At 75.0% G+C, this 14,844-nt stretch carries 11 protein-coding genes; 8 read left to right on the forward strand and 3 right to left on the reverse strand.

Going from position 1 to position 14,844, the window contains the following annotated elements:
* From G5C65_RS16430 to G5C65_RS16450, 5 genes are all read left to right on the forward strand, one after another.
* Window positions 1–526, forward strand: a 526-nt coding sequence (locus G5C65_RS16430; protein WP_206441876.1) for an enoyl-CoA hydratase-related protein, incomplete at its 5' end; no start/stop codon positions are given.
* 29 nt (window positions 527–555) lie between these two features.
* Window positions 556–1,566 (forward strand): Zn-ribbon domain-containing OB-fold protein, encoded by a 1,011-nt coding sequence (locus tag G5C65_RS16435; protein WP_165299591.1) that lies wholly within the window; start codon window positions 556–558, stop codon window positions 1,564–1,566.
* A complete protein-coding gene (locus tag G5C65_RS16440) occupies window positions 1,563–2,594 on the forward strand; it encodes a lipid-transfer protein (RefSeq protein ID WP_165299592.1) in 1,032 nt (343 codons plus the stop codon). The genes G5C65_RS16435 and G5C65_RS16440 overlap by 4 nt, the downstream gene beginning before the upstream one ends.
* Entirely contained in the window at window positions 2,591–3,775 is a 1,185-nt protein-coding gene (locus tag G5C65_RS16445; RefSeq protein ID WP_165299593.1) for a thiolase domain-containing protein, read from the forward strand. Before G5C65_RS16440 ends, G5C65_RS16445 begins: the two co-directional genes overlap by 4 nt.
* A 146-nt stretch (window positions 3,776–3,921) precedes the next feature.
* A complete protein-coding gene (locus G5C65_RS16450) occupies window positions 3,922–4,143 on the forward strand; it encodes a DUF397 domain-containing protein (RefSeq protein WP_165299594.1) in 222 nt (73 codons plus the stop codon).
* Window positions 4,144–4,167: 24 nt separating this feature from the next.
* Here G5C65_RS16450 and G5C65_RS16455 read toward each other — a convergent pair whose 3' ends face one another.
* A complete protein-coding gene (locus G5C65_RS16455; protein WP_165299595.1) occupies window positions 4,168–5,202 on the reverse strand; it encodes an isoafricanol synthase in 1,035 nt (344 codons plus the stop codon).
* Between the two features lie 213 nt (window positions 5,203–5,415).
* Between G5C65_RS16455 and G5C65_RS16460 the strand changes: the two genes are divergently transcribed.
* The 3 genes from G5C65_RS16460 (at window position 5,416) to G5C65_RS16470 (ending at window position 11,466) form a co-directional block, all read left to right on the forward strand.
* On the forward strand, window positions 5,416–8,364 hold the full coding sequence (locus G5C65_RS16460) for an ATP-binding protein (protein WP_338146442.1): 2,949 nt from the start codon (window positions 5,416–5,418) through the stop codon (window positions 8,362–8,364).
* A gap of 97 nt (window positions 8,365–8,461) precedes the next feature.
* A complete protein-coding gene (locus G5C65_RS16465; protein ID WP_165299596.1) occupies window positions 8,462–8,959 on the forward strand; it encodes a hypothetical protein in 498 nt (165 codons plus the stop codon).
* Window positions 8,960–9,051: 92 nt separating this feature from the next.
* Window positions 9,052–11,466 (forward strand): glycoside hydrolase family 95 protein, encoded by a 2,415-nt coding sequence (locus G5C65_RS16470; protein WP_165299597.1) that lies wholly within the window; start codon window positions 9,052–9,054, stop codon window positions 11,464–11,466.
* Window positions 11,467–11,473: 7 nt separating this feature from the next.
* Here G5C65_RS16470 and G5C65_RS16475 read toward each other — a convergent pair whose 3' ends face one another.
* Window positions 11,474–13,522 carry an N-acetylmuramoyl-L-alanine amidase gene (locus G5C65_RS16475; protein ID WP_420903324.1) on the reverse strand — a complete coding sequence of 683 codons (2,049 nt, stop codon included), beginning with the start codon at window positions 13,520–13,522 and terminating at the stop codon, window positions 11,474–11,476.
* Between the two features lie 204 nt (window positions 13,523–13,726).
* Window positions 13,727–14,844 (reverse strand): aminoglycoside phosphotransferase family protein (locus G5C65_RS16480; RefSeq protein WP_165299598.1); only part of this gene is annotated, 1,118 nt, incomplete at its 5' end.

Here is a 14,844-nt window from a genome sequence, read left to right on the forward strand (position 1 = left end):
CTGGAAGGCGATGCTTCGGCACCACCGCCCGCGCAAGCCCGTCATCGCCGCCGTCGAGGGGCCCTGCGTCGCCGGGGGTACGGAGATCCTGCAGGGCACGGACATCCGGGTGGCGGGCGAGAGCGCGGTGTTCGGGCTGTACGAGGTCCGCAGGGGACTGTTCCCCATCGGCGGCTCGACGGCCCGGCTGCAGCGCCAGATCCCGCGCACACACGCCCTGGAGATGCTGCTCACCGGGCGCCCGTACCCCGCCGAGGAGGCCGCCAGGATCGGCCTCGTCGGCCATGTGGTCCCGGACGGCACCGCGCGGGAGCGGGCCCTGGAGATCGCGGCCCGGGTCAACGACTGCGGCCCGCTGGCCGTGGAGGCGATCAAGGCGTCCGTGTACGAGACGGCGGACCTGCCCGAGGAGGAGGCCCTCGCGTCCGAACTGGAGCGCGGCTGGCCGCTGTTCTCCACGGCCGACGCGCGGGAGGGGGCCCGCGCGTTCGCCGAGGGCCGCCCCCCGGTCTTCCGCCGCGCATGACCCCAGAGGAACCAGAGGAGACCGCAACCATGACCGCGTCCGCCCAACCGGCCCCGCTCAGCGCCCCCCTCACCGTCGAGTTCCCCTTCACCCGCTCCCTCGGCCCCGTCCAGTCCGCCTTCCTCACCGGGCTCCGCGAGCGCACTGTGCTGGGCGCGCGGACGGCCGGGGGCCGGGTCCTGGTACCGCCGCCCGAGTACGACCCCGGCACCGCGGCGGAGCTGCGCGAGCTGGTGGAGATCGCTCCCGCCGGCACCGTCACCAGCTGGGCCTGGAACCCGGCACCGCGCCGCGGCCAGCCGCTGGCCGCCCCGTTCGCCTGGGTGCTGGTCCGCCTCGACGGCGCCGACAGCGGGCTGCTGCACGCCCTGGCGGCCCCCGGGCCCGAAGCGGTCCGCACCGGCGCGCGGGTCCGCATCCGCTGGGCAGGCCGGCGCACCGGCGCCGTCACCGACATCGCCTGCTTCGAGCCGGACACCGAGTCGGACGCCGGGTCGGCCGGGGAGCGGGCCGGGGAGCCGGGCGCCGACCGGGCCGACGCGCCCTGGCCCCGGCCGCACGCGGCCGCGTTCGCGGACCCCGTCACCGCCGTCACCCTCCCGGCCCGCCTGGAGTACACGCACACCCCGGGCCGCGCCCAGACCCGCTTTCTGCACGCCCTCGCCGAGCGGCGGATCCTCGGCGAGCGCTGCCCCGGGTGCCGCAAGGTCTACGTCCCGCCGCGCGGCGCCTGCCCCACCTGCGGGGTGGCGACGGCCGAACAGGCGGAGGTGGGCCCCGCCGGCACGGTCACCACCTTCTGCGTCGTCAACATCAAGGCGAAGAACCTCGACATCGAGGTCCCGTACGTCTACGCGCACATCGCCCTGGACGGCGCCGGACTGGCCCTGCACGGGCGGATCGGCGGCATCCCGTACGACGAGGTGCGGATGGGCCTGCGGGTCGAACCCGTCTGGACGGAGGGCAGCCGCTACCCCGACCACTACCGCCCGACCGGCGAGCCGGACGCGGACTACGACACCTACAAGGACCTGCTGTGAGCGCGGCACGGGACATCGCCGTCGTGGCCTACGCCCGCACCGCGCCCGGGACGGTCACCGGCGACCTGTCCGAGGTCGAGATGGTGCTGCCGGTGCTGCGGGAGGTGCTCGGCGCGACGGGGCTCACCACCGACCGCGTCGGCTTCGTCTGCTCCGGCTCCTGCGACTACCTGGCGGGTCGCGCCTTCTCCTTCACCATGGCGCTGGACGGCGTCGGCGCCTGGCCGCCGATCGCCGAGTCGCACGTCGAGACGGACGGCGCCTGGGCGCTGTACGAGGCATGGGTCAAGCTGCTGACCGGCGCGGCGGACACCGCCCTCGTCTACGCCTGGGGCAAGCCGTCGGCCGGGGACCTCCCCGAGGTGCTGACCCGCCAGCTCGATCCGTACTACCTGGCGCCGCTGTGGCCCGACTCCGTCTCGCTGGCGGCCCTGCAGGCGCGCGCCCTGCTGGACGCCGGCGTCACCGACGAGCGCGAACTGGCCGCGACCGCCCGGCGCGCCCGCGTCGGCGGGCCGGAAGCGGCGGAGCCCGCCGTGCTCCCGCTGCGGCGCGGCGACTGCCCGCCCGTGACCGACGGCGCCGCCGCCGTGCTGCTCGCCGCCGGGGACACCGCGCGGATGCTGTGCGAGCGGCCCGCCTGGATCCGCGGCATCGACCACCGGACCGAGCCGCACGCACTGGGCGTACGGGACCTCACGGACGCGCCGTCGGCCCGGCTCGCGGCAGAGCGCGCCGGGGCGTACGACCCGGCGGCCGCGCCGCTGGAGGTGGCGGAGCTGCACGCGCCGTTCAGCTCGCAGGAGGTACTGCTGCGCCGCGCGCTGCGGCTGGGGGAGGGGGTGTGCGTCAACCCGTCCGGCGGGGCGCTCGCCGCCGACCCCGTGATGGCCACAGGGCTGATCCGGATCGGCGAGGCGGCGGAGCGCGTACGGCACGGCGGCGCCCGGCGGGCGCTGGCCCACGCCACCTCCGGCCCGTGCCTCCAGCAGAACCTCGTCGCCGTCCTGGAGGGAGACCCGTCATGACGCACGGCACCCAGCGCGCGAAGGAGCCCGTGGCCGTCGTCGGCGTCGGCCAGACCCGGCACGCCGCCGCGCGCCGCGATGTCTCGCTCGCCGGACTGGTGCGGGAGGCGGCGCGGCGGGCCCTGGACGACGCGGCGCTGGACTGGGCGGACATCGACGCCGTCGTCCTCGGCAAGGCCCCCGACTTCTTCGAGGGCGTGATGATGCCGGAGCTCTATCTGGCCGACGCGCTCGGCGCGGTCGGCAAGCCGCTGCTGCGGGTGCACACGGCCGGATCGGTGGGCGGCTCCACCGCGCTGGTCGCCGCCGACCTCGTCGCGGCCCGGGTGCACGGCACCGTGCTCACGCTGGCGTTCGAGAAGCAGTCCGAGTCCAACGCCATGTGGGGCCTGTCGCTGCCGGTGCCGTTCCAGCAGCCGCTGCTGGCGGGCGCGGGCGGCTTCTTCGCGCCGCACGTCCGGGCGTACATGCGGCGCACCGGGGCCCCGGACACCGTCGGAACCCTCGTCGCGTACAAGGACCGCCGCAACGCCCTGCGGAACCCGTACGCGCATCTGCACGAGGCGGACCTCACCCTGGAGCAGGTGCGGTCGTCCCCCATGCTGTGGGACCCCATCCGCTACTCCGAGACCTGCCCCTCCTCGGACGGCGCCTGCGCGATGGTGCTCACCGGCCGGACGGGTGCCCGGCGCGCGCCCGCGCCGCCCGCCTGGGTGCACGGCGGCGCGATGCGCAGCGAGCCCACCCTGTTCGCGGGCAAGGACGCCGTCTCGCCGCGCGCCGGACGGGACTGCGCGGCCGACGTCTACCGGCAGGCGGGCATCACCGACCCGCGCCGCGAGATCGACGCCGTGGAGATCTACGTCCCCTTCTCCTGGTACGAGCCGATGTGGCTGGAGAACCTGGGCTTCGCCGCCGAGGGCGAGGGCTGGAAGCTCACCGAGTCCGGGGCGACCGCGCTCGACGGCGACCTGCCCGTCAACCCCTCCGGCGGGGTGCTGTCCACCAACCCCATCGGCGCCTCCGGCATGCTCCGCTTCGCCGAGGCCGCGCTCCAGGTGCGCGGCCACGCCGGGGACCACCAGGTTCCGCAGGCGCGCCGCGCCCTGGGCCACGCCTACGGCGGCGGCTCGCAGTTCTTCGCCATGTGGCTGGTCGGCGCCGAACCGCCCGGCGCCTGACAACCGCCCGGCACGGGCCGCCGGGGCAGTCCACTGTGCGGGGAGCGTGCGGCAGTTCGGTTCCGCGTCCCGCGCCCGTGGCCTGTGCCTGCGCCCTCCGCGTGGTTAGGGTGGCGCCGGACCGACGCAGTGGGAGGAGTACGGGCGTGGCGGACAGCACCACCACCGGGCAGCCGGACCTGGATCTGAGCCAGGCGAAGTGGCAGTCGAGCAGCCGCGGCTCGGGCGACGTGGAGATCGCCTTCGTCGAGGGCTTCATCGCGATGCGGCACGGCCGTCGGCCCGACGGCCCCGCGATCATCTTCAACCCCCGGGAGTGGCGGGCCTTCGTGCGCGGCGCCCGCGAGGGGGAGTTCGACCTGACCTGACCGGTGCCCGCGGCGGCACCCCCCTCACAGCAGGCCCGCCCAGGGCACGGCTCCGGTGTCCGTGGCCGCGTGCGCGTAGCGGGGCGTCTCCAGCGACCAGGAGAGGTTCCCGCGCATCAGATGGCGCATCGCCTCCGTGTAGCGCGCGGTGTTCCGCCGCACCGGCTCGGGCAGGCCCTCCCGCTCCAGGAACCCCGGGAGCGCCGCCGCCAGTTCCTGGAAGCGGGCCACCCGCGCGTTGGCGAGCCGCGTCGTCCGGCGCACCGCCTCCGGCAGGTCGCAGCCCGTCCGCGCGCGCAGCACCAGCACGCTGTTGTTGACGTCCCCGGCCGCCAGCTCCTTCTCCAGCGACAGCACGTCGTTCACGAACAGCACCACGTCGGCCGTCAGTTCCCGCAGGACCGCCAGCGGCAGCGCGCGGTGCACCGCGTCCGGGAGCGTGAAGCCGCAGCACCGCTCCGCCAGGTCCAGGCACGGCTGCACCCCGATGGAGTGCCGGCGGACGGCCAGGAACCTGGGAAGCGTCGGCGATACGGCGGCCGTACGGTGCGCGGCCTCCGCCTCGTAGGCGCTCAGATACGCGTGCCAGTGCCCGCGGAAGCGCCGCCTCCAGTGCTCCGGCATGCCCGCGGAAGCGCGTACCCACACATCGCGGAGCGCCGAGGACAGCGCGCCCGCGGAGCGCTCCGCGGGCGGCGGGGGGCCGTCCGACAGGGCGCGCATCAGGGTCTCGACGAGCGGTCCGATCCGCGCGGGCGCGCGGCCCAGCTCGCTGTTGTCGAACTGGTCATCGAAGACGAAGAACCAGGCGTTGAGATCCGCCGCGACAGCCAGATCGTGCGCACCCGCCTCAGGGTAGAAATAGGCCATCAGCCTTTCCAGCCGCAGGGCGTCGTATTCCTTGACGGAGCGGGCCCCGGCCAGCAGACCGGACCCGGTCAGCCACTCCAGGGTGTGCCAGCGGGCCTGCTCCACGGTGCTGTTGACCGGATCGGGAAAGGGAATATCCAGCAGCGCGGCGCGCTGCTCACGCAGGAGTACATGCTGAGTGTCAGTCATATTCCGCAGTGAAACCCACGCCGAACGGCCCCGCCATACGCACCTTTCCGGTGTGCGGTGCACCGGTGTACAGCGGCGGCGTGCGGCGGCGAATGTGCGCGCCCCGCGGGGAAAGTGCGGAGGAAGTCCCGTCGATATCCGCGCGCGCCGCAACAGCGCGTGCCAAGCGGCGTACGCTCGGCCACACCTGCCCGAGGGAGTAAGGACAAGGACGTGACGCTGAACGCGGGCCGCCCGGTACCTCCGGGCCCGACCCTGCTGGAGCGGGAAGCCGAACTCACCGCCATCGAGGCCCGGCTGGAAGAGCTGTGCGGGAAGCCCGGTGACGCCGCGGGGATACGGAGCGGCGGCGTCATCGTCTTCGCCGGCACGGCGGGCGCGGGGAAGACCACCCTGCTCGCCGAGGCGCGCCGGCGCGCGCTCGCCCGCGGCTGCACCGTGCTGCGCGCCTGCGGCGGCGAGCAGGAACAGGAGTCCGCCTTCCATGTGGTGCGGCAGCTCGTCCAGCCGGTGCTCGCCGCTGCCGACGAGGAGGAGCACCGGCGGATCCTGGGCAGCTGGTACGACATCGTGGCGCCGGCCGTCGGGCTCGTGGCGCCCGGCAGCGCCGGCAGCCCCGACCCGCAGGGCGTACGGGACGGGCTCGACTGGCTCGTGACCCGGTTCGCCGTGCAGTACGCCCCGGTCGTCGCCATCGTCGACGACGCGCACTGGGCCGACGCGCCCTCGCTGGCCTGGCTGGCCGGATTCGCTCCCCGCGCGGTGGAGCTGCCGATGCTGATCCTCACCGGCTACCGGCCGGAGGACATGCCCCAGGACGCCGCCGGGTTCCGCCGCGTCGTCGAGCGGGACGGCACCCGGCCCTACGAGCTCGCCCCGCTCAGCGAGCGCGCCGTCGCCCGCATGGTCCGCGAGGGCCTGGGCGCGGAGGCGGACACGGCGTTCTGCCACGAGTGCTGGACCGTCACCGGCGGCAGCCCCTTCGAGGTCACCGAGCTGGTCGCCCGGTCCTACGACAGCGGTCTGAAACCGCAGCCCGACAATCTGCCGCAGCTTCGCGAACTCGCCTCCGCCGTCAAGGGCGAGGGCTTCATCGAGGGTCTGCACCGGCTCGGCACCAGCTGCGTCCACCTCGGCTGGGCCGTCGCCGTACTGGGCGCCGAGGCGACCCTGCCGCTGGCCTCCGACACCGCAGGACTCGGCATCGAGACGGCGACGCAGGCCGTGGCCCGGCTGCGCGAGGCCCGCATCCTCCGCGCGGCGCCCCCGGGCCGCGAGCCGCCCCTCGGCCGCGGCGCGGACGAGGAGCCCCCGCCGGGCGGCGACAGCGGTCCACTGGAGTTCAGCCACCCGCTGCTCGCCACCGCCGTCTACCGCGCCATTCCGGACGGGCTGCGCACCGCCCTGCACGGCCAGGCGGCGTCCTCCGTACGGGCGGCGGGCATGGGCCCCACCGTGGCGGCCCGCCATCTGCTGGAGGTCTACCCCGACGGCGACCCCGCCGTCGTCGAGGAGCTGCGCGAGGCCGCCCGCGAGTACCAGCGGGCGGGAGCCCCGGAGGCGGCGCACCGCTGTCTCGGCCGTGCGCTGCGCGAGCCGCCGAGCCTGGAGGACCGTCCGCGGGTCCTGTACGAACTGGGCTGCTCCGCGCTGCTGAACGCGCCCGCCGCCACCGTCAACCACCTCCGGGCCGCCCTGGAGGAGCCGGCGCTCACCTCCGAGCTGCGGGTCCAGGTCGTCTACCGGCTGGCGCAGGCGCTGGGCCACGCCGACCGGATGGGCGAGGCGGTCCGCATGATCGAGAGCGAGTACCGCAAGGCCACCGGCGCCCGCACCCGGCTGCGCATGCAGGCCGAGCTGCTGATGCGGAACGCCTTTCGCGCCGACGAGGAGGACAGCCCGGCCCGCTCGCGCCGGCTCGCCCGCCTCGCCTCCCATCTGACCGGGCGCGGCATGGCCGAGCGCTACATCCTCGGGCTGCGCGCCTGGGACGCCATGGTCCGCGGCGAGCCCACCGACACCGCCCTGCACTTCGCCGGGGAGGCCCTCGGCTCCGGCCTGAGCTGGACCGACGAGGAGTGGGGCTTCGAGGTCCCGGTGCTGGTCGCGCTCACCTATATGTACTGCGACCAGCCCGGCCGCGCCGAGGAGCTGTTCAAGGCCGGGATCGACGAGTGCGAGCGCAAGGGCTGGCGGGGCGGCCATCTGTCCTTCGGCTTCACCCTGCTCGGCTACATCCGCTACCGGCGCGGCGATCTGACCGAGGCCGAGAACCTGGTGCGCGCCGGGCTCCGGATCGCCGACCGGGTCGGCAGCCGGGTGCCGGCGCAGTGGTTCGCACTCGGCATCCTCATCGAGATCCTGATCGCCCGGGGCCGGGTCGACGAGGCGCAGCGGATCGCCGGGGACTACAGCTACGGCCAGGTCACACCCGGCGCCGTCATCTACCCGGACTCGCAGACCGTCTACGCCGAACTGCTGCTCGCCAGCGGCCTCCGCGAGGAGGCCGAGGCGCAGCTCACGGCCGTCGGCGAGCGGCTGGAGCCGCGCGGTATGCGCAACCCCGCGTGGTGCCCCTGGCAGCTGCGGCTCGCCGAGGCGCTGTCCACCACGGAGCCGGAGCGCGCGGCCCGCACCGCCTGGGAGGCCGTCGAGCGGGCCCGCCGGTTCGGCGCGCCCTCCGCGATCGGGCGGGCTCTCCATATGTCCGCGCTGGTCAGCACCGGTGCCACCCGGCTGGAGCGGCTGCGCGAGGCCGTACGTCATCTGGAGCGCTCACCCGCCGCGTACGAACTCGCCTGCGCCCTGGTCAGCCTCGGCGCCCAGCTGCGCCGGGCCGGACTCCCGCAGGACGCGGCCGACGGCCTCTACCGGGGGCTGGAGGGCGCCGTGCTGTGCGGGGCACCCGCCCTGGCCGCGCGGGCCCGGGACGAGCTGGCGGCGGCCGGGCTGCCGCCGCTCCAGCTGCGGCACGACGGGACCGACGCGCTCACCGCGCAGGAGCGCGCGGCGGGTGAGGCGGCTGTGCGCGGCATGCCGGTGCGCGGTATCGCCGAGGAACTGGGCCTCACCGAGGGAGCGGTCCGGCTCCTCCTGTCGGGCGTCTACCGCAAACTGGGCACCGACCCGGCGGGCCTCCCCACCCGCCTGCGCGGCGGCTAGACCGTGGTTCGGCGGAGGCTGCCGGACTCGGGGGAGCAGGGCCGGTCCGTGCCCAGGGCGCGGGAGACCACGAACCCCGGACACGTACTATGGCGGCATGTCCTTCCTCCGCCGCCGCAGTGCCGCCGTGCCCGCTGGTCCGGACTTCGATGTTCTGGCCATGGACCCGACCGACTGGCCGGGGAACCTCGGCGCCGGACTCCTGCCCGCGCCGGACGGCACCTGCCAGGGGGTTTTCCTGCGGTACGACCTGTTCGGGGGGCGCGGCCCCGCGATGATCATCGGCAACCTCCCCGAGGGCTCGCCCGCGCGCGAGGTGCCCGAGGGCCAGGTGCCGTTCGAGGTGGCGCAGCTGCTCGCGGCGCTGGAGAACGACGAGCAGGTCGAGGTCGTCGGCACCGAGGACGACCCGGTGATGCACGAGGACAACCTGCTGATCGTGCGCCGGGTCAAGCTCTCCGAAGACCGTATCGCGTGTGTGCAGTTCGACCGCAGCGACGGCGTGCTGGTGACCATCGCCAGCTGGGACCGCCCCATCACCAACGACCTGTACGCGCTGCTGAAGCCGCTTCCCGCGGAAATGTTCCAGCAGTAGCCCGTGCCGGGCCCCTTGCCGGGCTTTCATCGGATCTCTAGCCTGTCGGCTGCCCGACCAGGCCGATCCGTGCTGCTCGCAGGAGGCTCCGTATGAGGCAAGGCGTGTCCAGGAGAACCGCTGTCAAATCGGTGCTGCGAGGGGGTGCGGCCCTCGCGGCGGTCGGCGCCCCTTCCGCGTACGCCGTCGCAGGTCACACCGGAGGCGGGGACCCATCCGATGAATTGACGCTCTGGTACGAGAAGCCCGCCGCCGACTGGGAGACCGAGGCGCTCCCCGTCGGCAACGGCGCGCTGGGCGCCATGGTCTTCGGTACCGTCCCCTCCGAGCGCCTCCAGTTCAACGAGAAGACCCTCTGGACCGGCGGCCCAGGCTCCGGCGGATATGACCACGGCAACTGGAGCGAGCCCCGCCCCGGCGCCCTGACGGGGGTCCAGGAGGAGCTCGACGAGCGGGGCAGGGCCGACCCGGAGCGGGTCGCGGAGGCCCTGGGCCGGCCCAAGGCGGGCTACGGCGCCTACCAGACCTTCGGCGACATCCGCCTCGACGTCCCCGGCGCCCCCGGCACGCCCGCGGCGTACCGCAGGCACCTGGACCTGCGCGACGCGCTCGCGGGCGTCCGCTACACCGACGGCCGCACCACCCACCGGCGCGAGTACTTCGCCTCGCACCCCGCGGGCGTGCTCGCCGGCCGCTTCACGGCCGACGGGCCCGGACGGGTCTCCTTCACGCTCCGCGTCACCTCGCCTCACGAGGGCGCCGCGGTGCGGGTCCGCGCGGGTCTGGTCACCCTGCGCGGCAGCCTGCCGGACAACGGACTCGGGTACGAGGCGCAGCTCCAGGTGCTCACCGAGGGCGGCAGCCGCACGGACGGGGACGGCACCGTGACCGTCACCGGCGCCGACAGCGCCTGGTTCGTGCTCGCCGCCGGAACGGACTACGCCGACTCCTACCCCCGCTACCGGGGAACGGACCCGCACCGGCGGGTCACCGGCGCCGTCCGCGAGGCGGTGCGGCAGGGCTACCGCGCGCTGCGCGCCGCCCATGTCGCCGACCACCGCGCGCTGTTCGACCGCGTACACCTGGACATCGGCCAGGCCGCGCCCGACGGCGTGCCCACCGACCAGCTCCTGGAGCGCTACACGGGCGGTGCGGGACCCGCCGAACGCGCGCTGGAGGCCCTCTACTTCGCCTACGGGCGGTACCTCCTCATCGCCTCCTCCCGCCCCGGCTCCCTGCCCGCCAACCTGCAGGGCGTGTGGAACCACAGCACGGCGCCCCCGTGGTCGGCGGACTACCACACCAACATCAACCTTCAGATGAACTACTGGCCCGCGCACACCGCGAACCTCGCCGAGACCACCGAGCCCCTGCACCGCTTCATCACCGCGCTCCGCGCTCCCGGACGGGTGTCCGCCGAGAAGATGTTCGCCGCGCGCGGCTGGGTGGTGCACAACGAGACCAACCCGTACGGCTACACCGGCGTCCACGACTGGCCCACCGCCTTCTGGTTCCCCGAGGCCGCCGCCTGGCTGTGCCGCCACCTCTACGAGCACTACCGCTTCGAGCGGGACACCGGCTTCCTGCGCCGTACCGCCTACCCGGCGATGCGGGAGGCCGCCGAGTTCTGGCTGGACACCCTGCGCCGCGACCCGCGCGACGGGCTGCTCGTCGTCACCCCCAGCTACTCGCCCGAGCACGGCGACTTCACCGCCGGGGCCGCCATGTCCCAGCAGCTCGTGCACGACCTGCTCACCAGCACCCTGGAGGCCGCCCGTACCCTGGAGGCCGACGCCGGGCTCCGGCGCGACCTGGAGCGGACGCTGCGGAAGCTGGACCCGGGGCTGCGGGTCGGCTCCTGGGGGCAGCTGCAGGAGTGGAAGGCCGACCTGGACGACCCGCAGGACCGCCACCGGCACGTCTCCCACCTGTACGCCCTGCACCCGTCCGCGCAGCTCGCCCCCGGCAGCCGGGAGGCGGAGGCCGCCAAGGTGTCCCTCACCGCGCGCGGCGACGGCGGCACCGGGTGGAGCAAGGCGTGGAAGGTGAACTTCTGGGCCCGGCTGCGGGACGGCGACCACGCGCACACGATGCTGCGGCAGCTGCTGCGCGAGTCCACCCTGCCGAACCTGTGGGACAGCCACCCGCCGTTCCAGATCGACGGGAACTTCGGCGGCACCGCCGGGGTCGCCGAGATGCTGCTGCAGAGCCAGCACGGCGCCGTCGAGCTGCTCCCCGCCCTGCCCGCCGCCTGGCCCGAGGGCAGTGTGCGCGGGCTGCGCGCTCGCGGCGACCTGACCGTGGACCTCGTCTGGAAGGACGGCACACCGCGGACCGTGACCGTGCGCGCGGGCCGGGACGGCGATGTCCGGCTGCGCGGACTCGGCGGCCCCGCCACCGCGCGGGACCGCACCGCCCGCGGCCCGGCGCCGCTGCGCGGCGAGGACGGCGGCACCCGGGTGCTCGCCGCCCGCGCCGGGCACACCTACACGGTCACCGCCGGCTGAGCCGCCGTCACCGCACGAGCCGTACGTCGTCGGCCCGGACGAACGCCACCCGGTGGCCGAGCTGGATCTGGTAGTACGTCAGCTTGCCACGGACGACCGTGAAGTTCTCGGCCTCGGGGTCGAAGTCCACGGCGTACAGGTACTCGCCCCTGGTGCGCAGCCCGGCGGCGTACCGCTCGCCCTGGCGCACCGTGTACGGCAGCGGCGAGAGGCTCTGCTCCGGTACGCCCTCGGGGTAGGCGGCCTTCTCCGGGTAGGCCCGCCCGTAGACCGGGATCTCGTCCTTGCCGCGCTTCGGGGTGACCACTGCGCCCCGTGCGGGCACGGCGGTGGGCTGGTCCGGCGGGTTGTGGAACCACGCCTTCTGCCCGAGGTACCAGATGGCCGTCCACTCGCCCTTCCGGTCCGCCACCGCGTACGTCTGGCCGGTGGTGGCCCGAGCGCCGGTGTCGTTCACGCCGGTGGTGGACGGTCCGCCGTCCGGGCGCAGGCCGGCGTCCCGGACGAGCGGCGCCTCGGCGTCCGGCGCGGTGTGCAGCCGCACCGCGGAGGAGCCGTGCGGCGGGCAGGGCTCACCGGGCTTGTCGCACCCGGTGAACACCGGCTTGTGCTCGCCGTACTCAGGCGCGATGGTCACCAGCTTGCTGTGCGGGCCCGCCTTGGGGGTGAAGGGCTTCCCGAGGAGGGCGAAGTAGTGCTGCCAGTCCCAGTACGGGCCCGGGTCCGTGTGCATGCCGGGAATGGACGTGCCGACCGGGCCCGGAACGTTGTCGTGGCCCAGGATGTGCTGCCGGTCCAGGGGGATGTCGTACCTGCGGGACAGGTACGTCACCAGCCGTGCGGAGGAGCGGTACATCGCCTCCGTGTACCAGGCGTCCGGGTCCGTCAGGAAGCCCTCGTGCTCCAGGCCCACCGACTTGGCGTTGACGTACCAGTTGCCCGCGTGCCAGGCGGTGTCCTTGGCGCGCACATGCTGTGCGATATGGCCGTCGGACGAGCGCAGGGTGTAGTTCCACGAGACGTACGTGGGGTCCTGCACCAGCTTCAGCGTGGTCTCGTAGGTCGCCTCGGTGTCGTGCACCACGATGTAGTCGATCTTCTGCGAGGCGGGCCTGCGGGACGTGTCGTGGTTTCCGTAGTCCGGCTCGCCGTTGTCGTCCTCGAACTGCTCGTACGGCGCGGGCAGCCACTCGCAGTCCACGCTGCGCGGGCACTCGGCCCGGCCGCGCTGCTGCCCGCGCGCCGCCGCTCCGGCCCGGGTGCCGGCCGCCGGGCGCAGCTGAGGACTCGCCGCGAGGGTGAGGCGCTCACCCGCGTCGTTGGTGCGCCGCTCGCCCCGGCGCAGCGTGTCGAAGACGTCGTCGGCGAAGGCGCTCGCCTTCGGACGGGCGCGCTGGGCGGTGCCCTCGGGGTACGCGGCCACCGCGCCGTACCAGTCGGCGGGCTCCGCGCTCAGCGGGCGGCCGAGCTTGTGCTGCGCGTCGGCGAGCAGCGCCGCGCCACCCCGGATGTTCGCGGCGGGCGAGCTGCGCAGCTCCTGGCGGGAGAGGCCGGTCAGCTCGGCCGCCCGCTCCAGCGTGCGCAGCCGCGCGGGCAGCCGCCGGGGCACCTCGGCGGCTGCCCGCGTCCCGGTCGGGGAGGGGCGCGCCGTGTCGCCGCGCGCGTCCTCGGCGGCGTGGTGCTCGTGCGGACGCGCGTCGGCGAGCGCCGTGCGCGCGTCCGTGAGGTGCATGGGGCCGTAGCCGCCGGAGACGCTGGGGGCACCCTGGTGCGTGTCCCAGCGCGACTGCAGGTACGACACGCCCAGCAGCAGGCTGCGGGGCACCTGGAAGTCGCGCGCCGCCTCGGTGAACTCCTGCTGGAGGGAGCGCTGCTCCGGCTCTCCCGCGGCGGCGCTGGGCCCGCCGGTCAGCAGCGGGAGCGCCAGTGCGGCGGCGGCAGCACCGGCCAGGCCCCGGCGGACCGCGCGGCGGGCCGGGGAACCGGGTGGTCCGCCGGAGGGCCTGAGGGGGAGTGCGGCGGAGGGTCTGGTGGGATCGCGGAAGGAACCAGGCAATGCGGCCTCCTCGGACTGAGCGCCCTGGCTGTCCGGGCGCGGAGCAGACCACAGAGGTATCGGCTGGCCGACGCTCCGTCAATCATGCCGGGCAGCTGTGCCTGCCTCTTCGGGCAGGGGCTGGCCGGCGGGATCCGCCGGGCCCGCCCCGGGTCCGCTCCGGCCGCACTCCGGGCGTCACCGGACGGCCGGTGACGCCCCCCGTCAGCGGGTGCCGACCGCGGCGCGGACGGCCCTGCGGGCCATGCCGCAGTCGTCGTGCAGCCGGCGCAGCAGCAGCCGCTGCTCCTCGCCCGTGGGCATCGCGCCCGGACGCCCCGCGCTGCCGGCCGCGCCGGGAGCGGGCGGCGCCGGGTCGCGCATGGTGCGCTGGACGGCGGTCTCGTACCGGCGGATCTCACGCGTGAGCACGAGCATCAGATTCACCAGGAAGGCGTCCCGCGCGGCCGGGCCCGCCGTCTGGGCGAGCTGGCTGATCTGGCGCCGGGCCAGCGGCGCGTCGCCCAGCACGGACCACAGCGTCGCCAGGTCGTACCCCGGCAGATACCAGCCCGCGTACTCCCAGTCGACCAGCGCCGGACCGGTGGGGGAGAGCAGCACATTGGTCAGCAGCGCCTCCCCGTGGCAGAACTGCCAGGGCGCGCCGCCGCGCTCGCGCGGCCGTGCGAGGCCGTGCAGCAGCTTCTGCAGGTCCCCGAGGTCGCGGTCGGTCAGCAGGCCCAGCTCGTGGAAGCGGGAGATGCGCGCGGCATAGTCGACCGGCTGTTTGAACAGCGGTACCGGCGGCTGCCAGAGGTTGACCCGGCACAGCGCGCTCAGCACGGCCCGCAGATCGCCGCGCGGCGGCGACTCGAACGGGTGGCGCTGCGCGGCCACGGGCCGCCCCGGCAGCCGCTCGACCACCAGGACGCAGGCGTCCGGGTCGGCGGCCACCAGCCGGGGGATCCGGACCGGCGGCCGGTGCCGGGCGAACGCGCGGTAGGCCGCTATTTCGTGGTGGAACCGCTCGACCCAGGCGGCGGAGTGGTCCAGCAGGCACTTGGCGATGACCGAGTTGCGCCCCGCGGTCCCGGCCAGCAGCACGGTGCGGCCGTGCCGGCGCAGCAGTTGCACGGGGTTGAAGTCCGGGCAGATCCGGTGGACCGCGACGATGGCGGCGCGCAGCCGGGCACCCTGTGGGCCGGACAAGTCCAGTCTCCCGCTGAGGGGTTGGGACACCGCGCCGTGCGCACGCCGGAGCCGCCCCGGGGCGGCGTGCGGGCCTGCCGTACGCGGCGGATCGGGCGGCGGCGCGGCCGGGGCCCTGCTGTACGGCTGGGGGG

It is taken from the genome of Streptomyces boncukensis (assembly GCF_011045075.1).
GTDB lineage: Bacteria > Actinomycetota > Actinomycetes > Streptomycetales > Streptomycetaceae > Streptomyces > Streptomyces boncukensis.

Bases quoted from the DNA above. Each gene is read 5' to 3' on its own strand.
- G5C65_RS16455 (WP_165299595.1), bottom strand. From the start codon at position 5,202: ATGACTGACACTCAGCATGTACTCCTGCGTGAGCAGCGCGCCGCGCTG.
- G5C65_RS16465 (WP_165299596.1), top strand. From the start codon at position 8,462: ATGTCCTTCCTCCGCCGCCGCAGTGCCGCCGTGCCCGCTGGTCCGGAC.
- G5C65_RS16470 (WP_165299597.1), top strand. From the start codon at position 9,052: ATGAGGCAAGGCGTGTCCAGGAGAACCGCTGTCAAATCGGTGCTGCGA.
- G5C65_RS16445 (WP_165299593.1), top strand. From the start codon at position 2,591: ATGACGCACGGCACCCAGCGCGCGAAGGAGCCCGTGGCCGTCGTCGGC.
- G5C65_RS16435 (WP_165299591.1), top strand. From the start codon at position 556: ATGACCGCGTCCGCCCAACCGGCCCCGCTCAGCGCCCCCCTCACCGTC.